At 62.8% G+C, this 17911-nt stretch carries 21 protein-coding genes; 6 read left to right on the forward strand and 15 right to left on the reverse strand.

The features are described 5' to 3' along the window. Positions 1-44: 44 nt before the first annotated feature. Entirely contained in the window at positions 45-587 is a 543-nt protein-coding gene (locus tag D6Z43_RS09060) for an exonuclease domain-containing protein (protein ID WP_120651624.1), read from the forward strand. A 78-nt stretch (positions 588-665) separates the two neighbouring features. After that, positions 666-947 (forward strand): pyrimidine/purine nucleoside phosphorylase, encoded by a 282-nt coding sequence (locus D6Z43_RS09065; protein WP_120651625.1) that lies wholly within the window; start codon positions 666-668, stop codon positions 945-947. 78 nt (positions 948-1025) lie between these two features. Here the strand turns inward: D6Z43_RS09065 and murB are convergent, their stop codons facing one another. The 8 genes from murB to D6Z43_RS09105 form a co-directional block, all read right to left on the reverse strand. Then, complete coding sequence (murB, locus tag D6Z43_RS09070) at positions 1026-2045, reverse strand: UDP-N-acetylmuramate dehydrogenase (protein ID WP_120651626.1); 1020 nt, start codon at positions 2043-2045, stop codon at positions 1026-1028. After that, positions 2042-2506, reverse strand: coding sequence for a low molecular weight protein-tyrosine-phosphatase (locus tag D6Z43_RS09075; RefSeq protein WP_120651627.1), 465 nt, complete (start codon positions 2504-2506; stop codon positions 2042-2044). Before D6Z43_RS09075 ends, murB begins: the two co-directional genes overlap by 4 nt. Further along, positions 2506-3270: a 3-deoxy-manno-octulosonate cytidylyltransferase gene (gene kdsB, locus D6Z43_RS09080; RefSeq protein WP_120651628.1), complete on the reverse strand. Its 765-nt coding sequence runs from the start codon at positions 3268-3270 to the stop codon at positions 2506-2508. The genes D6Z43_RS09075 and kdsB overlap by 1 nt, the downstream gene beginning before the upstream one ends. Next, the gene (locus D6Z43_RS09085) at positions 3267-3452 is read right to left on the reverse strand and encodes a Trm112 family protein (protein WP_077525327.1); all 186 of its coding nucleotides are present in this window, start codon (positions 3450-3452) and stop codon (positions 3267-3269) included. The genes kdsB and D6Z43_RS09085 overlap by 4 nt, the downstream gene beginning before the upstream one ends. Before the next feature lie 40 nt (positions 3453-3492). Then, a complete protein-coding gene (lpxK, locus tag D6Z43_RS09090; RefSeq protein ID WP_120651629.1) occupies positions 3493-4497 on the reverse strand; it encodes a tetraacyldisaccharide 4'-kinase in 1005 nt (334 codons plus the stop codon). Beyond that, positions 4497-4943 (reverse strand): biopolymer transporter ExbD, encoded by a 447-nt coding sequence (locus D6Z43_RS09095; protein WP_120651630.1) that lies wholly within the window; start codon positions 4941-4943, stop codon positions 4497-4499. Before D6Z43_RS09095 ends, lpxK begins: the two co-directional genes overlap by 1 nt. Continuing rightward, positions 4940-5575, reverse strand: a complete 636-nt coding sequence (locus D6Z43_RS09100; RefSeq protein ID WP_120651631.1) for a MotA/TolQ/ExbB proton channel family protein — start codon at positions 5573-5575, stop codon at positions 4940-4942. Before D6Z43_RS09100 ends, D6Z43_RS09095 begins: the two co-directional genes overlap by 4 nt. Positions 5576-5647: 72 nt before the next feature. Continuing rightward, positions 5648-7873 (reverse strand): DNA internalization-related competence protein ComEC/Rec2, encoded by a 2226-nt coding sequence (locus D6Z43_RS09105; RefSeq protein ID WP_162945891.1) that lies wholly within the window; start codon positions 7871-7873, stop codon positions 5648-5650. A gap of 173 nt (positions 7874-8046) precedes the next feature. Here D6Z43_RS09105 and D6Z43_RS09110 point away from each other — a divergent pair, with 173 nt between their 5' ends. Beyond that, positions 8047-8574, forward strand: coding sequence for a DUF2062 domain-containing protein (locus D6Z43_RS09110; RefSeq protein ID WP_120651633.1), 528 nt, complete (start codon positions 8047-8049; stop codon positions 8572-8574). A gap of 50 nt (positions 8575-8624) precedes the next feature. On the opposite strand, the gene D6Z43_RS09115 is transcribed toward D6Z43_RS09110, so the two are convergent. From D6Z43_RS09115 to D6Z43_RS09125, 3 genes are read right to left on the reverse strand one after another with little or no spacing between them, the layout of a single operon-like run. Further along, entirely contained in the window at positions 8625-9869 is a 1245-nt protein-coding gene (locus D6Z43_RS09115) for a lipoprotein-releasing ABC transporter permease subunit (protein ID WP_120651634.1), read from the reverse strand. Position 9870: 1 nt separating this feature from the next. Continuing rightward, positions 9871-10554, reverse strand: coding sequence for a lipoprotein-releasing ABC transporter ATP-binding protein LolD (gene lolD / locus D6Z43_RS09120; RefSeq protein ID WP_120651635.1), 684 nt, complete (start codon positions 10552-10554; stop codon positions 9871-9873). Further along, on the reverse strand, positions 10547-11797 hold the full coding sequence (locus tag D6Z43_RS09125) for a lipoprotein-releasing ABC transporter permease subunit (RefSeq protein WP_120651636.1): 1251 nt from the start codon (positions 11795-11797) through the stop codon (positions 10547-10549). The genes lolD and D6Z43_RS09125 overlap by 8 nt, the downstream gene beginning before the upstream one ends. 166 nt (positions 11798-11963) lie before the next feature. Here D6Z43_RS09125 and D6Z43_RS09130 point away from each other — a divergent pair, with 166 nt between their 5' ends. Genes D6Z43_RS09130 through D6Z43_RS09140 form a run of 3 tightly spaced genes read left to right on the forward strand, consistent with a single transcriptional unit; the run spans position 11964 to position 13573 of the window. Next, the gene (locus D6Z43_RS09130; protein WP_120651637.1) at positions 11964-12548 is read left to right on the forward strand and encodes a PilZ domain-containing protein; all 585 of its coding nucleotides are present in this window, start codon (positions 11964-11966) and stop codon (positions 12546-12548) included. 9 nt (positions 12549-12557) lie between these two features. After that, the gene (locus tag D6Z43_RS09135) at positions 12558-12848 is read left to right on the forward strand and encodes a phosphodiesterase (protein WP_120651638.1); all 291 of its coding nucleotides are present in this window, start codon (positions 12558-12560) and stop codon (positions 12846-12848) included. A 2-nt stretch (positions 12849-12850) separates the two neighbouring features. After that, entirely contained in the window at positions 12851-13573 is a 723-nt protein-coding gene (locus tag D6Z43_RS09140; protein ID WP_120651639.1) for a glycerophosphodiester phosphodiesterase, read from the forward strand. Between the two features lie 328 nt (positions 13574-13901). Here the strand turns inward: D6Z43_RS09140 and sthA are convergent, their stop codons facing one another. From sthA to nqrF, 4 genes are all read right to left on the reverse strand, one after another. Next, positions 13902-15296, reverse strand: a complete 1395-nt coding sequence (sthA, locus tag D6Z43_RS09145) for a Si-specific NAD(P)(+) transhydrogenase (RefSeq protein WP_120651640.1) — start codon at positions 15294-15296, stop codon at positions 13902-13904. Positions 15297-15446: 150 nt separating this feature from the next. After that, positions 15447-15674 carry a (Na+)-NQR maturation NqrM gene (gene nqrM, locus D6Z43_RS09150; protein WP_120651641.1) on the reverse strand — a complete coding sequence of 76 codons (228 nt, stop codon included), beginning with the start codon at positions 15672-15674 and terminating at the stop codon, positions 15447-15449. Continuing rightward, the gene (locus D6Z43_RS09155) at positions 15671-16693 is read right to left on the reverse strand and encodes an FAD:protein FMN transferase (RefSeq protein WP_256660975.1); all 1023 of its coding nucleotides are present in this window, start codon (positions 16691-16693) and stop codon (positions 15671-15673) included. Before D6Z43_RS09155 ends, nqrM begins: the two co-directional genes overlap by 4 nt. Next, positions 16677-17903: an NADH:ubiquinone reductase (Na(+)-transporting) subunit F gene (gene nqrF, locus D6Z43_RS09160; protein ID WP_120651642.1), complete on the reverse strand. Its 1227-nt coding sequence runs from the start codon at positions 17901-17903 to the stop codon at positions 16677-16679. Before nqrF ends, D6Z43_RS09155 begins: the two co-directional genes overlap by 17 nt. Positions 17904-17911: the final 8 nt, after the last annotated feature.

Raw genomic sequence — 17911 nt, forward strand, 5'->3', positions numbered from 1 at the left:
TCGCTCCAGGCTGGCCCCGACCGCCCCTTGCCAAGGAGAACCCCATGCCGCACTGGCTGGTAATCGATCTGGAAGCCACTACCGAAGAAGGCGGGTGGCCCCTGGAAGAAATGGAGATCATCGAGATCGGAGCGACCGTCGTCCGCGCCGACGGACATGAGGTCGACCACTTTCAACGTTTCGTACGACCTGCACGCCGCCCCTGCCTGACTGGGTTCTGCCGCCAACTCACCCACATCAGCCAGGCCGACGTGGATGGAGCCGCCAGCCTGCCGCAGGTATGGGAGACCTTCGAGCGCTGGCTCAGCCATCACAGCCCGCGCCTGGTGGGTTGGGTGAGTTGGGGCGACTATGACCGCCGCCAGCTGGAGAAAGAATGGCAACGGCATGGACTCGACAGCCTGCTGGCCGTGGCTCCTCACGTGAATCTCAAGCAGCGCTTTGCGGAAGCGCGCCAGCTCAAACACGCAGTTGGCCTGCACACGGCCCTGCAGTTGGCAGGGCTGCACTTCCAGGGTCAGCAGCACCGCGCCCTCGAAGACGCCCGTAATACCGCCCGCCTGCTTCCGCTCGTGCTACCCGCCTGAATGCGCCGGAGCTAGTGACGCTGAAATTCTCGTTGGGCATACTGTCGGGCCCTTTCAGACCCCATCCAGGAGCCCAGCATGTTCAAGGTCAACGAATACTTCGACGGCACCGTCAAATCCATCGCTTTCGGCATGACCGAAGGCCCGGCCACCATCGGAGTGATGGCCGCAGGCGAGTACGAATTCGGCACCAGCCAGCTGGAAGTGATGCATGTCATCGCCGGCGCACTGACCGTGAAACTGCCGGGCAGCGACAACTGGGAAACCTTCGCCGCCGGCAGTCAGTTCACCGTGCCGGCCAACAGCAAGTTCCAGCTGAAAGTGGCTCAGGACACCGCCTATCTCTGCGAGTATCGCTAAGGCGGAGCCTCGCTCCCGAGGCCCAGAATGAAAAAACCGGCCAGTTGGCCGGTTTTTTTTATTTGTGCGAGCAGAACTTCATATCAGATTCGGCTCCATCTCCAGCGCTACGCCAAACTTCGCCACGATATCCGCCTGGATGCGCTGGGCCAGCCCATGGAGCTGATGACCGGTGGCGGCGCCGTAGTTCACCAGCACCAACGCCTGAAGACGGTGCACACCGGCATCGCCGTCGCGGAAACCCTTCCAGCCGGCACGCTCGATAAGCCAGCCAGCGGCCAGCTTCACCTGCCCATCCGCCTGCGGATAAGCGACCAGATCGGGATACTCGCCACGCAGGCGCTGAGCCAGCTCGGCATCAACCAACGGATTCTTGAAGAAGCTGCCGGCGTTGCCCAACAGGGCGGGATCGGGCAGTTTTTCGCTACGAATTGCGCAAATGGCGCGGCTGACATCGCTGGGCGATGGCGAGCCGATGCCTTCATCCTGCAGGCGCTGACGTACCGGGCCGTAATCCAGATGCAGCAGAGGCGAGCGACTGAGTTTGAAACGGACCCGCAAGATCAACCATCGGCCCGCTTCGCGCTTGAACAGGCTGTCGCGATAGGCGAACTGACACTCATCCAGATCGAACTCTCGCAACTCGCCAGTTTGCCGATCCAGGGCGGTGAGCCCGGCGAAGACGTCTTTCAGCTCGACGCCATAGGCACCGATGTTCTGCATGGGCGCAGCGCCAACAGTGCCAGGAATCAGACTGAGATTTTCCAACCCGCCCAAGCCTTGCTCCAGGCTCCAGAGCACTAGCGGATGCCACGGCTCGCCCGCCTCTGCTTCCAGCAGTACAGTCACACCGTCATCGGCCAGGATACGAATACCTCGGCTGGCCATACGCAGCACCAGCGCCTCCACGTCACGGGTCAGCAGCAGATTGCTGCCGCCACCGATCACCAGCAGAGGCAGGCCGCGTTGAGCCGCCAGATCGATGGCCTCACGCACGCCAGCATCGTCGCGCGCCTCGGCGAAAAGCCGTGCCTTCACGTCGACGCCGAAGGTGTTGTACGGCTTCAAGGACAGATTTTCGTGCAGGACCAGACTCACAGGCGCCCCTTGATTTCAACGATCAGCGCATCGCAGGCCCGCTCCACCAGGTCAAGCACCTGCTCGAAGCCCTCCTCTCCGCCGTAATACGGATCAGGCACCTCATCCAGCTCCAGCTGGTAACGGCGGAGGAACAGGTCCAACTTGGCCGTAGAATCGCCGGGACACAGTCGGCGCAGATTGGCCAGGTTGTTCTCGTCCATTGCCAGGATCAGGTCGAAGTCGCCGAAATCCCCCCGGCCAACCTGACGTGCGCGCTGCTGGGAAAGGTCGTAGCCACGGCGTTGGGCGGCCACGCGGGTACGGGCGTCCGGCGCCTTGCCCACATGCCAGTCACCAGTGCCGGCGGAGTCCACCCACACCCGCTCGGCGAGACCAGCCTCACGCAGTTTGTGGCGCAGCACGCCTTCGGCAGTGGGAGACCGGCAAATATTACCGAGGCAAACGAAGAGAACGCGCATCAGCCCCCCAGCAAGCGCCGAACGCGCTCGAGGTCTTCCGGCGTGTCGACGCCGGCAGGCGGCGCTTCCAGGGCATCAGCGACATGGATACGCACCCCGTGCCAGAGCGCGCGCAACTGCTCCAGGCATTCGGTATTTTCCAGCCAGCACGGGCCCCAGGCGACAAAGTCATGGAGAAAGCCCGCGCGGTAGGCATAAATGCCGATATGGCGGCGATACGGCACCCCGGCCGGCAACTGGTCGCGACTGACAGCGAAAGAGTCCCGGGCCCAAGGCAGCGGCGCGCGACTGAAAGTCAGGGCCAGGCCGTTGAGATCGGAGGAAACCTTCACCACATTGGGATTGAACAGTGCCTGCACATCCTGGATGGGTTCGGCCAGTGTGGCGATGCCGGCTTCCGGATGAGCGGCCAGGTTGGCAGCCACCTGGTCGATGATGGCTGGCGGGATCAGCGGCTCGTCACCCTGCACATTCACCACGATGGCATCACTGGCCAGACCGAGCTGGCTAGCCACTTCGGCCAGGCGGTCCGTGCCGGAATTGTGGTCCGCACGGGTCAGTAGCACTTCGGCACCGAAGGCCTGACAGGCTTCGACGATCCGCGCGTCGTCAGTGGCTACCACCACGCGCTGCGCTGCGCTGCGCCGAGCCTGCTCCCAGACGTGCTGGATCATCGGCTTGCCGGCGATGTCCTGCAGCGGTTTTCCGGGCAGGCGTGTCGAAGCGAAGCGGGCGGGAATGACGACGGTGAAGGCCTGGGTCATTTGTCCAGACGCTCATCGACATTGAGAGTGCGGGCTTCACCTTCCAGCATCACCGGAATGCCATCCCGTACCGGGAAGGCCAGAGCGTCGGCCTTGCAGATGAGCTCGCTCTTGTCGTCGGCCAACTTCAGCGGGCCCTTGCACAGGGGGCAGGCGAGGATATCGAGGAGTTTCGGGTCCATGAGTGAATCCTTGAAGCGGCAGCCGAAGGGCTACCTTGGGTTAGAAGCGGCTTGGCAGAAGGCGGGCCAGCTGCCCGTCGAACCAGGCGACGAATGCCGGCGAAGGCGCGGCATTGACCGCCAGATACCACCAGTCGGCGGAGGCAAAGGCCCGGCACTTCACAGCATCCTTCTCGGTCATCAGCAGCGGCAGCGACGGTGTGAAAGCCAGGGCTTGCGCGCTATAGACAGCATGATCGGCGAATGGGTGCGGGATCGGGCGCCAGTTTAGCGCCTCCAGGGTTCTGAAGAAACGCTGCGGGTTGCCTATGCCGGCCACCGCATGTATGGCCTGCCCAGGCGCGAAATGGTCCAGTCCGACACGCTTTCCAGTCTGCAGATTGACCAGTTCGCTCGGTTGCAGCTTGAAGGAGAAACCTTCGGCGGAGTCGCTTTCGGCGCCATTGCGCAGCACCGCATCCACCGAATCCAGACGCTCCGGCGGCTCGCGCAGGGGGCCGGCTGGCAGGCAGCGGCGATTGCCGAGCCCACGGGCTGCGTCAATCAGCACCAACTCCAGATCGCGCGCCAAGCGGTAGTGCTGCAGGCCATCGTCGCTGAGGATCAGGTCGAGGGTTTCCTGCTCCAGCAGGGCCTGCACGGCGCGGGAACGGTCCGGGTCGATTACCAGTGGCACACCACTGCGCTGGACGATCAGCAGCGGTTCGTCGCCGGCCTGCTCGGCCCCCTGCTCCGCCCGCACCCGCCAAGGCATTTGCGGCGGCTTGGCCCCATAGCCGCGGCTGACCACACCGACGCGCAATCCGCGCGCCCGGCAGTGCTCGATCAGCCAGAGAATCATCGGGGTCTTGCCGGTGCCGCCAACGGTGATGTTACCGACGACGATCAACGGAACAGGCGGGCGATAGCTGTTGCCCTGCCCCGCCATGAAGGATGCGCGCTTGCGCTCGGCGACTCGACGATAGAGCCACTCCAGCGGGCTCAGCAAGCCAAGTGCCGGATGACCTCGATACCAGGCGTCTAGCAGGCGCTCAGAGAAGGCCATCAGGGCTTCTTGGCCGCGTCGGCCTCGATGGTGGTCATGCGCAACTGGCTGAATCCCAGCTTGCCGGCGGCATCCATGGCGGTGACTACTGACTGGTGAGTAGTGCGCGCATCAGCGGTGATCACCAGCGGCAGGCTGTTGTCGCCTTCCGACTCGCGTCCCAGGGCAGCGATCAGGGTCGCCAGGTCGCTCTTCACCAGGTTCTGGCCGTTGAGCGAGTACTGGCCGTCCGCAGCGATGCTCAGCTCCAGCGTCTTGAGCTCGGTTTCCTCGGGAGGCGTGCCGCTTACGGCCTCGGGCAGTTCGATTTTCAGCTGATTGGGTTTGCTGAAGGTGGTGGTCACCACGAAGAACAGCAGCAGCACGAAGATCACGTCGATCAACGAAGTGAGGTTGAGGAACACCTCTTCGCGGGCGACATTGCCCGCCCTGCGGCGGAATTTCACGCTTTGGCTTCCTCTGCGAAATCCACTTCGCGATCGCCTTGGACCACTTCCACCAGCTTGATCGCTTCCTGCTCCATGGCCACTACCAGCTCGTCAACACGACGCAGCAGGTAACGGTGGAAGAACACAGCCGGAATGGCGACGATCAGGCCTGCGGCAGTGGTCACCAGCGCCTTGGCGATACCGCCGGCCAGCACGGGCGCGTTGGCCATGCCGTTCTCCATGAAGCCGCCGAATATATCGATCATGCCGAAGACGGTACCCAGCAGGCCGAGTAGCGGCGCCATGGCAGCGATGGTGCCAAGGGCATTGAGGTAGCGCTCCAGCTCATGGATGACCCGACTGGCAGCTTCCTCGATGCACTCCTTCATGATTTCGCGGCCATGTTTGGAGTTGGCCAGGCCCGCAGCCAGCACCTCACCCAGCGGCGAAGAGGCGCGCAGCTCCTTGAGCTTCTGGCTGTTCAGCTGCTTGTCCTTGATCTGGCGCCAGACCTGGCCCAGCAGGTGCGGCGGAGACACGCGGCTGATGCGCAGGGTCCACAGGCGTTCGGCAACGATCGCGGTGGCGGCGATGGAACACAGAATGATCGGCAGCATCATCCAGCCGCCGGCTTTGACCAACTCCCACACGGTAGGAAATCCCCTTCGGAAAAGTGGCGCCACTCTAGCATAGGGGCGGGCCTCCGCCGACCGTCGCCGTTCTCATTTTTCCCTCCAGAATACGGACTTTTCTCGCTCGCTCTCCGGCTCGACGCCAGCGCCCAGACGCAGCAGCAAATGACCCTGCTTCGCCGTGTCATGGATCTCGGCGGGCAGCGCGCCGATTCGCGAAACGACCAACGGATGGGGATGGCCGTAGGGGTTCAGGTGGCCTCGGGAAATCAGCACTTTCTCAGGCGCCACGGCATGCAGGAACGCGCCACTGGAGGACGTTCGGCTGCCATGGTGGCCCGCCACCAGCCAGCGCGCCGCAAGTGGCTGGCCACTGGCGACCCAGGCGGCTTCACCGCGAGCGCCGAGATCGCCACTCAACAGGATGCGCTCACCAGCGGCCTCGACCGACAACACACATGAACCATCATTGCTATCGCCTGTCAGTGGCGACTGCCAGATTCGGAATCTCACGCCATCCCAAGTCCAGGCCAGATCAGCCGGACAGGCCTCGGCGCCCAGTTCGGATGGCAGCCGCTCCAGCTCACCAGTCAGCACCCGCGCCACCGCCAACCCCCGACTTACGGCCAGGGCGCCGCCGGAATGATCGGAATCCGCATGACTGAGCAGTAACAGATCCAGCCGAGACAACCCCAGGCCGCGCAGGGTCGGAACTACCACACGCTCGCCGATATCGAAGTCGCCCCGGCGCGGACCGGCGTCGTAGAGCATCGCATGCTCGTGAGTGCGGACCAGCACCGAAAGGCCCTGCCCCACATCCAGCACCCGAACCTCGGCCTGACCACGTGCCGGGCGCTCCTGCGGCGGGAACAGCATGGGCAATAGCAGCGCCAGCCCCAGCGCACGCAGCGGCACGCCAGCCGGGGCAATCAGCAGCAGTACACCCAGCGTTCCGAGGATCCAACCCCAGAACGGAACTTGCGTAGGAATCCAGGCGGGAACCTGCGTCGCCGTCCAGGCCAGTATCTGGAACAGCAACTCCAGGGCACCACCGGCCAACCAGAGCAATGCATCCCCCAGTAGGGGAATGCCAAGTAGCAATGTGCCTAGCAACGCCAGCGGCAGCACCACCAGGCTGATCCAGGGCACCGCCAGCAGGTTCGCCAGAGGGCCACTGAGGCTGATGGGCAAGGCCAGGGCCAGCAGCAGAGGCGCCAACCCCACACCCATGACCCACTGAGCTCGCCACCAGGTCGCCCACCAGCGCCATGCCCCCAGCCGCCCGGCAAAGGCCAGCACCAGCAGGACCACAGCACCAAAGGAAAGCCAGAATCCCGGTTGCAGCACTACCAATGGTTCAGCCAGCAATACGGCACACAGCGCCACCAGCAAAGGCGTGAGGAATCCCAGGTGGCGAAAGCGCAAACGCCAGAGCAAGACGACGCCAAGCATCACGCAAGCTCGCTGCACCGGCACATCGAATCCTGCCAGCACGCCATATCCGAGCCCACCGGCGAGAGCCATGGCACAAGCCCAGGGTAGCCAGGGCAGCGACCGAGGCCAGAGTCCGTTTCGAGCGAGCACCACCACCAGGCCGTAAAGGACACCCGCGAATAGCGTGATGTGCTGACCGGAAATCACCATCAGGTGCGTGGTCCCCGTGTCTTGTAACAGGCGCCAGTCCCGATCCTGCAAGCCGGAGCCGTCGCCCAGCACCAAGGCGGCGAGCCCACCGGCCCGTCCCCAGGCATCCACCTGCAGCAAACGATGACGCAAGGAGTCCCGCCAGGCGACAGGGCCGCTTGCCGCTTCCAGTCGCTCCCCGGCCTTGACCGAGCCGGTTGCCCCTATGCGCCGTGCCAGCAGCCACGCCTCGTAGTCAAAGGTCGCGGGATTCACGAGACCACGCGGTCGTTTAAGGCGAACAGCCAGCCGCCAGCGTTCGCCGGCAAACACACGCGGGCCGCCATGCCAGGACAGCCGCAACCTGCCAGGCAATTGTGCCCGGGAGGAATGGAGCGCCGCCAGCTCGAAGCGCACCACCCCATCAGCCGTGCTGGGGAGGCCAACCACGGTTCCTTCCAACCAGCGCACCTGGCCGTCCAACCGCGATTCCAACCGGTCGTCCAACGCCCATTGGGCACTCATGCAAGCCCAACCGAGACCAAGCAGGAACAGCCCGCTGCGCCAGGCACGCGACGCCAGCAGCGCGAATCCGAGAATCAACTGGAGCAGGAGCCACCAGACAGGCGGCAAGACAGGCATCCAGCGCAATAAAAGAAGGCCTACGGCAAGCGTGGCCAACCCCGAAACCATGGGCATCCGACTTCCCTTCCCTGGGACGGAGACTGCGGCGACGTCCCCTACAGCCCTGCACGTCGCGATCCAGGCGGCGCAGTTCCGTTTAAACTTGCCGACACAAACTGACCCGGCGATGTCATTTCCGGGTGTGCATAATACCCGGCGCTTTCGTCGGCCAGAGACCGCCCATGCCGCGTCGTATATTCAAACGCTACATGCCGAACCCGGACACCATCAGGGAACACAAGTCCCTGCGTTTTCTCGGCACCCTGATTCACGACCCGAACCTCTGGCACCTCAATCGCCATTCGGTCGCCCGCGCCATGGCCATGGGCCTGTTCGCCGCGTTCATCCCCATTCCCATGCAGATGCTGCTGGCAGCCGGCCTGGCCATCATGGTCCGTGCGAACCTGCCGATCTCGGTGGGTCTCGTGTGGTTGACCAATCCCATCACAATGCCGCCGGTTTTCTACTGCACCTACAAGATGGGGGCGTGGATCATGCAGATCTCTCCGCGCGCCCTACCCGAGGAACTGACCTGGGAATGGATCACGCAGGAGCTTTCCTCGGTCTGGCAACCATTCCTCCTAGGATCGGTGGTCTGCGGCATCCTGATCGGCGCACTGGCCTACATGCTGACCATGCTTTATTGGCGCTGGTGGGTCGGGCACAGTTGGCGCAAACGCCAGAAGGCCCGGCGCGAAAACAGCCGCTAAAACGAAAACGCCGCATTGAATGCGGCGTTTTCTATTGCGGGGAGCGCCCCCTACTCGTAGCGCAAGGCCTCGGCTGGCTGGGTCTGGGCGGCACGCCAGGCGGGATAGAGGGTGGCCAGGAAGCTCAGGATCAGGGCCGCGCCACAGATCAGCAGAACATCCCCCAATTGCAGCTCAGACGGCAGGTAACTGACGAAGTAGACGTCTGAACTGAATATCTGCCGGCCACTGGCGCGCTCCAGCGCAGCGATCCACTGGCTGACGTTGAGCGCCGTAATGATGCCCAACACGGTGCCGATCAGCGTGCCGATGAAGCCGATCACGCTGCCCTGAACCATGAACACCGCCATGATCTGGCGCGGCGTCGCTCCCAGCGTGCGAAGGATGGCGATATCCGCACGCTTGTCGGCGACCACCATGATCAAGGTGGCGATGATGTTGAACGCAGCCACGGCCACAATCAGCAAAAGGAGCAGGCCGATCATGGTCTTCTCCATCTTCATGGCGCTGAACAGACTGCCCTGCGTATGGGTCCAGTCATCGGCGCGATAACCCTGCCCCAGCTCGGCGGCAATCTGTTTCGACACTTCAGGTGCGAGGAACAGGTCCTTCAGGGCAAGGCGCACACTTTGCACCTGCCCTTCCGGCAGACGCTGGATGGTGGAGGCATCGGCGATGTTGATCAGCGCCAGGGAGCTGTCCAGCTCGGCACCGACCTTGAATACACCCACCACATTGAGGCGCTGCATCCGCGGCGTAATACCGCCTGGTGCATTGCTGACTTCAGGGACGATCAGGGTCAGCTTGTCGCCGACATTGAGGCGGAAACGCCGCGCAGTAATTTCGCCGACCACGATGCCGGACTCGCCCGGCTTCAGGGCATCGAGATTCCCTTGCACCATGTGCTTGCCGATGATGGAAACCTTGGTCTCTTCCTGCGGGTCAACACCATTGATCTGCACCGGCTGCATCATTCCCTTGTAGGAAAGCATGCCCTCCAGCTCAGCGAAGGGCACCGCGCCCACGACCTCCGGGTGCTTCATTGCGGCGTCGGACACGCGGCGCCAGTCGGCCAGGGGCTGATCGGCACTCAGGGTAGCGTGTGACACCATGCCGAGGATGCGCGAGCGCATTTCCTTCTGGAATCCGTTCATCACCGAGAGCACTACGATCATGGCCAGCACGCCCAGTGCCAGACCGATCATCGACGTGAGCGAGATGAAGGAAATGAAGTGGTTACGGCGCTTGGCGCGCGTATAGCGCGTGCCGATAAAGATCGGGAGAGGTCTGAACATCTCAGGCAGCCACCAGTCGGCCTTCTTCAAGGCGCAGCACCCGATCCATCTGGCGGGCAAGCTGCAGGTCGTGGGTCACCACCAGGAAGGCGGTCTGCGAGGAGCGGCTCAGTTCCAGCATCAGCTCCTGGATGCCATGCGCAGTGTGCTGGTCGAGGTTGCCGGTGGGCTCGTCGAGCAGCACCAGACCTGGGTTGTTGACCAGGGCGCGGGCAATGGCCACCCGCTGGCGCTCACCACCGGAAAGCTCGGCCGGCTTGTGCGACAGGCGATGGCCCAGTCCAACGCGCTCCAGCAGCGCGGTGGCACGCTGGCGCGCCTCGGCGATTGCAGTACGACCGATCAGCAACGGCATGCAGACGTTCTCCAGCGCAGTGAACTCTGGCAGCAGATGGTGGAACTGGTAGACGAACCCCAGAGCGCGATTGCGCAGCAGGCCGCGGGCAGTTTCACTGAGCGCGGACAATTCCTCGCCGGCCAACCAGACGCTGCCCTTGCTCGGGGTATCCAGTCCACCCAGCATGTTCAGCAGCGTGCTCTTGCCGGAGCCGGAGCTACCCACGATGGCCACCCGCTCTCCCGGATGCAGTTCCAGCTGGACGCCAGACAGCACCTCGACGGACTGCGGGCCCTCGTCGTAGCTCTTGCCCAGGTTGCGGCAACTCAGGACAGCCTTGTTACTCATAGCGCAAAGCCTCTGCTGGCTGGGTGCGCGCGGCACGCCAGGCGGGATAAAGGGTGGCGAGGAAACTCAGGACCAGCGCAGCCGAGCAGACCAGCACCACGTCCTCGGCCATCAGTTGGGATGGCAGATAATCGATGAAATAGACATCGGCACTGAGGAACTTGTGTCCCAGCAGGCGCTCCAGCAGGCCGATGGCATCGCTCACGTTCAATGCCGCGAGAATGCCCAGCACGCCGCCAATAAGCGTGCCGACAACACCGATCACGGTGCCCTGGACCATGAAGATGCCCATGATCTGCCTGGGTGTGGCACCCAATGTCCGGAGAATGGCAATGTCACCGCGCTTGTCAGTCACCACCATCACCAGGGTTGAAATGATATTGAAGGCAGCGACAGCCACAATCAGCAGCAACAGCAGGCCGATCATGGCCTTTTCCATCTTGATCGCCTGGTAGAGGTTGCCGTGCGTACGGGTCCAGTCACGGGCATAGAAATCTTCGCCCTTCAATTCGCCCGCGATCTGCCACGCCACTTGCGGCGCCTGGAACAGGTCATCGAGTTTCAGGCGCAGCCCCTGAACCTGGTCCGGCTGCCAACGCTTGAGGCGGGCGACATCGGACAGGTTGGCAATGGCCAGGAAGCCATCCAGCTCACCCGCGCCAACGTGGAAGATGCCGACCACGGTGAAGCGCTTCATCCGCGGGAAGACCCCCGCCGGGGTCACGGCAACTTCCGGGAGCACGAAAGTGACCTTGTCGCCCATACCGACGCCAAGCTTGCTGGCCGCACGATCGCCAATGACGATGCCGAACTCGCCCGGTTTCAGGGCACCGAGGCTGCCCTCCCGGAAGAAGTTGCCGATGATGGAAACCTTGGGTTCTTCCTGCGGGTCCACGGCGTTGACCAGCACCTTCTGTACCTTGCCGTCGGCAGTCAGCAGGCCCTGGACCTGGGTGTAAGGCGCAACGGCCTTCACTTCGGAATGCCGGGCCACGCCTTCTGCCAGCTTGCGCCAATCATTGATCGGCACCGCGGACTCCACGGTGGCGTGGGGCACCATGCCCAGCACACGGGTTCGCATTTCATAGTCGAAGCCGTTCATGACCGACAGCACCAGGATCATTACCAGCACACCGAGTGCCAGGCCGATCATGGAGGTCAGGGAAATGAAGGAGACGAAGTAGTTGCGGCGCTTGGCGCGCGTGTAGCGTGCGCCTATGTACAGGGACAGCGGTCTGAACATGGAAGTGGAGTTCGCTGGCGAAAGAAGGGACGTCCTTGTGGCGGGGCTTGGCGAGCAGCGTTTACACTCAAATTCTGTTCGTGGTCTGTCGCGGCGCTCCGGGCGACGCAAACGGACTTGCAAAACGGAACAGCTCTTCGACCACCACCGCTGCCATGGGTTCGCCATGTCGACACGAGACGCGGATGACCGCCGCGAATACTACCGCATCGAAGATTCGATCGCACTGGAATTTCGCCCGCTGAAACAGGGCGAAACAGCTGATGAAAGCGGCGCGGACAGCGGCTCTCAACTGTTCGGACTGCTTAGCGAATTGCATCTGATGGACTTCGAATCGCAGCACTTGCTGCGGCATATCCATGAGCGCGATCGAACCCTGGCGAATTACCTCAAGGTCATCAACAAGCGAATTGACCTGCTTGGCCAGGCCCTTGCGCAGAGCCTGTTGCGCGACATCGGCCCAGCACGCCAGGTGACCCTGTCAGAAGGCGGCCTTGGCTTCACCAGCGACCAGCCCATCGAAACCGGCACCCACCTGGCGATCAAGATGGTGCTGATGCCCCAGGCCCTTGGCCTCTTGCTGAATGCCACGGTCATCCACAACCAGCCCCGCGATGACGGCCAGTTCGATATCGGCACCGAGTTCGATGACCTTACCGACGCCCAGCGCCAGCTGCTGGCGCGCCACATACTTCAGAAACAGGCCCAGCAGCGACGCCAGGCCCGCGAACGTTCCTCTCCTTCCACCTGAGACCCGCGCATGAAGCGTACCGGACTGCTGCTGACCTGCCTCCTCCTCGCACTGCCCGTTAGCGCGGAAACCATCGAGATTCCTGTCGGAGAGCAAGGCGACCTGGGCCTCTCGCTGCCTGTGCGCGGTGAGAGCCAGGGCGCGGTACTGGAGAGCTTCGGCCTTCCTGACGAAGAACACCCCGCAGTAGGCAAGCCACCGATCAGTCGCTGGGACTACCGCGAATTCTCGGTTTATTTCGAAAGCGGACGAGTCATCGACAGCGTTCGACACCATCAACCCAGAGCACCAAGGGAATAAACGTGACCCTGATCTACGGCCATCGAGGCGCAAAGGGCGAATGCCCGGAAAACACCCTGGCCAGCTTCAAGCAATGCCTGTCACACGGCGTGAAGCGTTGCGAGCTGGACCTGCACCTGTCCCGAGACGGCGAGCTGATGGTGATCCACGACCCCAGCCTGAAGCGCACCACCGGCCGTCGGGGCAAAGTGGCGGAGCATGACGCCGAAGAGCTGGAAGGTTATGACGCCCGCCTGGGCGGACCAGGCTGGCACCAGCCCTGCCCCATCCCGCGCCTGGCGAGCCTGTTCGAGCACTGTGATTTCGATCATTGGCAACTGGAAGTGAAGAGCGCTTCGCGGGTTCGCGCCGCGCGGACCGTGCTGGCAATCCAGGAGCTGGCTGAGCGTCACGGACTGGTGGACAAGGTGACGGTCACTTCCAGCTCCCGCGAGGTTCTGCGCGCCCTCAACCGACTGACGCCAAAGCTGTCTCGCGGGCTCGTGGCGGAGTACGCCTGGCTCGACCCGCTGAAGGTGGCCAAGCACCACGGCTGCAACCTGCTGGCCCTGAACTGGACGCTTTGTACCCCGGAGCGTCTGCTGAAAGCCCAGAAGGAAGGTCTGCACGTTTCGGTCTGGACCGTGAACGAACCAGCGCTGATGCGCCGCCTCGCCGACTTCGGCGTGGACAGCATCATCACCGACTTCCCAGGCCTGGCAAGCACCTCCATTGGGATACGCTGAAGCCGCCCGGCTGCAGCGAGTTCATTCGCGATTGAAATGACTATGCCGACAAGTTTGTCGGGTACGCCGCGCGCACCAGCGGCACCTGGACCACGACTGTCGCTCCACTGAGGCCGAACCGGTGCGCATGGCGCACCCTACAGCAGGCGTGCTACGGTTGAATGGTTCTTCAAGCTCAGGCAGTCCCCCATGAAAAAACCGGCCATAAAGGCCGGTTTTTTCGTTTAGGCGTCACCTGATCAGAAGCTCTCCCGGTTCGGCCAGCGCCATAGGTGCGTATCGCCGAGAGGGTCCTCCCCGGCCGGCTCAGGCGCCCGGCCGGTGCCGCTCAAAAAAGCCGGTTAAGGCCGTCGAACGCAGCCACCCGATAGGCTTCGGCCATGGTCGGGTAGTTGAAGGTAGTGTTGATGAAGTACTTGATGGAGTTGGCTTCACCCTTCTGGTTCATGATCGCCTGGCCAATGTGGACGATCTCGGAGGCCTGGTAGCCGAAGCAGTGGACGCCGAGGATTTCCAGGGTCTCGCGGTGGAACAGGATTTTCAGCATGCCCACCGGCTCGTGGGAAATCTGCGCACGCGCCATGCCCTTGAAGAAAGCCTTGCCCACTTCGTAGGGGATCTTCGCCTGGGTGAGTTCGCGCTCGTTCTTGCCGATCGAGCTGATCTCCGGAATGGTGTAGATGCCGGTCGGTACGTCATCGACGAAGCGCCAGCTGTCATTTTCAACGGCGCTGCCGGCGGCCGAGCGGCCCTGATCCGCGGCAGCACTTGCCAGGCTTGGCCAGCCGATCACATCACCGGCAGCGAAGATGTTGCTGACTTCAGTACGGTAGTACTGGTCAACGTTGATCTGGCCACGACTATTGACCTTGATCCCGATGTTCTCCAGGCCCAGCTTGTCGGTGTTGCCGGTACGACCGTTGCACCACAGCAGGCAGTCGGCCTTGATCTTCTTGCCGGACTTGAGGTGCAGGATCACCCCGTTCTCCAATCCTTCGATGCGCTCGTACTCTTCATTGTGGCGAATCAGCACATTGTTGTTGCGCAGGTGGTAGCTGAGGGCGTCGGAGATTTCGTCGTCAAGGAAGCTGAGCAACTGGTCGCGGTTGTCGATCAGGTCCACCAGCACACCCAGGCCGCTGAAGATCGAGGCGTACTCGGAACCGATCACGCCGGCTCCGTAGATGATGATTCGACGCGGCGTGTGGGTCAGGCTGAGGATGGTATCGCTGTCGTAGATGCGCGGGTGGTTGAAGTCGACATCCGCCGGACGATAAGGGCGCGAGCCGGTGGCGATGATGACCTGCTTGGCCACCAGCTTTTCCACCACACCACTGGCGCAGACCACTTCCACGGTCTGCTCGTCATGGAAGCTGGCAGTGCCGAAGAATACGTCGACGCGGTTGCGCGCATAGAAGCCGGTGCGCGAGGCGACCTGCTTGGAAATAACCCGCTCGGCACTCTTCAGCACGTCGGGGAAGGAGAACCAGCGCGGCTCACCAATCTGGCGGAACAGCGGGTTGGTGTTGTACTGCATGATCTGCCGAACGGAATGACGTAGTGCCTTGGACGGAATCGTGCCCAAGTGGGTGCAGTTGCCGCCAACCAGCGGGCGGTTGTCTACCACCGCCACCTTGCGCCCTGCCTTGGCGGCGTTCATCGCCGCACCTTCCCCCGCCGGGCCCGAACCCAGCACCACTACGTCGTAGTTGTAGACAGCCATGCTTACTCCTCATAACGGGCCGGGGCGCCCTTTGGCGCCCCCGGCAAGGTCCGCGGCAGTCGCCACCGCGGAAATCGGAACCTGTTTCGGCGATCCTGGAAGGGACCCTGAACTGGCGTGCAGCTTAGTCCAGGCGCCTGGCGCTGCACATTAGCGCTTGGTCGCGTCGTAGGCGAGGTTTGAATCCACTACATCGCCCTCGCGGCGCACTTCCTCACATTTCTCGCGATTGCCGCCACAGATCGAGCACTCCTTCTCGATGCCCAGGTTGGCGATTCCACCACAGGAACCGGCGATGGGCTTGCGACCCATGATCACGCCGACGGCCATGCCCAGCACCACCAGCAGCATGATCAGGAACACCAGCACGAAGGTCATCTTAACTTCTCCTCTTGCTCGAGCAGCTCGCGGAAGCGGCTGCTGCCATGGCTGACGAAGCCCTGTCCTTCACGGATCACGAAGAAGGCGGCGATGCCATGGCGTTCAGCATAGGCCTCCCCCGCCTTCGGCCCCAGTACCAGCAGCAAGGTGGACAACCCGTCCGCCCTCAGAGCCGACTCATCCACCACGGTTACCGCCGCCAGGTTGTGGCTGATCGGCGCCCCCGTTGCCGGATCCAGAGTGTGGGAGTAACGCTTGCCGCCCTTCTCAAAATAGTTGCGATAGTCGCCCGAGGTGGAAACGCCGACCCCATCGAGCTGGATGATCTTCTGCGCTACCTGCCGATCATCCCGCGGTGCTTCGATGGCGATGCGCCAGGGCGAGCCATCGGGTTTGCGGCCGAAGGCCTTCAACTCGCCCGTGATTTCCACCAGCGCACTGCCGACACCCAGCTCACCCAAATGTGTCACCACGCGATCAACCGCATAGCCAGCGGCGATGCTGTTGAAGTCCAGTTGCACCGGTGCGTCCTTGCACAGCTCCTGACCACGAATCGACAGGTGCTGATGACCGACATTGGCCTTCGCGGCAGCAATGGCTACGGCACTGGGTACCTGCTCGCCACGTGACTGAGGGCCGAACCCCCAGAGGTTGAGCAGCGGCTCCACCGTCATGTCGAAGGCGCCATTGCTGTCCTTTGACAGGTCGCCGGCGAAAGACACCAGCTCCAGCATCGGGGCAGGCAGTGCCATGCAGCTGCCTGCCGGCAAGGCGTTGAAACGCTCCACTTCGGAGTCGGCGCGGTAGGTGGACATCTGCAGGTCGATTTCCTTCAGGATGCCTTCCACCTCGTGGCGGACCCGCTCGACCGAAGGGCCGGAAGCGTTGCGCACGTACTTCACCGAGTAGCTGCTGCCCATGGTGGGGCCGCTGAACTGCTCCAGGCTATCGCCACACCCGGCCAGCAGGAGACTGGCCGAGAACATCAGCGCGATCGGCCTAGCCACCGAAATCATCCAGCAGGATATTGTCCCGCTCCACGCCGAGGTCGGTGAGCATCTTGATCACCGCAGCGTTCATCATCGGCGGGCCACACATGTAGAACTCGCAATCCTCGGGGGCCGGGTGGTCCTTGAGGTAGTTCTCATAAAGGACGTTGTGGATGAAGCCCTTCAGCCCACTCCAGTTGTCCTCCGGCTGCGGGTCGGACAGCGCCAGGTGCCACTGGAAGTTCGGATTCTCGGCGGCCAATTGGTCGTATTCCTCGGTATAGAAGGCTTCGCGCAGGGAACGCGCGCCATACCAGAAGCTGATCTTGCGCTTTGAACCCAGGCGTTTGAGCTGGTCGAAAATGTGCGAGCGCATGGGCGCCATGCCCGCACCACCACCGATGAAGACCATTTCCGCTTCGCTGTCCTTGGCGAAGAACTCGCCGAAGGGGCCATAAACGGTAACCTTGTCGCCTGGCTTGAGACTGAAGACCCAGGAAGACATCTGCCCAGGCGGCAAGTGATCCTTGCCTGGCGGGGGCGAGGCGATACGGATGTTGAATTTGACGATGCCCTTCTCATCCGGGTAGTTGGCCATGGAGTAGGCGCGGATCACCGTCTCCTCGACTCTGGATACGTACTTCCACTGGTTGAACTTGTCCCAGTCGCCCCGGTATTCGGGCTGAATATCGAAGTCCTTGTAGGCCACCTGGTGTGGCGGGCATTCCAGCTGTACGTAACCACCAGCGCGGAAGTCCACGCTCTCGCCTTCCGGCAGGCGCAGCGTCAGCTCCTTGATGAAGGTAGCCACGTTGGGGTTGGACTCCACCGTGCACTCCCACTTCTTCACACCGAAGACTTCTTCCGGCACCTCGATATGCATGTCCTGTTTCACCGGGGTCTGGCAGGACAGGCGCCAGCCTTCCTTTGCTTGGCGGCGGGTGAAGTGGGACTCCTCGGTGGGCAGCATTTCCCCACCGCCGCTCTCGACGACGCACTTGCACTGGGCACAAGTACCGCCGCCGCCACACGCGGAAGACAAAAAGACGTTATGGGATGCCAGGGTCTGCAGCAGCTTGCCGCCGGCGGGCACAGTGATGGTCCGCTCGCCGTTGATCACGATATTCACGTCGCCGCTGGACACCAGCTTGGCGCGGGCCGCCAGGATGATCACCACCAGCCCGAGGACGATGGCGGTGAACATGCCGATGGCGAGGAAGATTTCGAAACTCAGCATGTCCGTTC

Origin of the sequence: Pseudomonas sp. DY-1 (assembly GCF_003626975.1) — a bacterium.
In the GTDB taxonomy this organism is placed as follows: domain Bacteria; phylum Pseudomonadota; class Gammaproteobacteria; order Pseudomonadales; family Pseudomonadaceae; genus Metapseudomonas.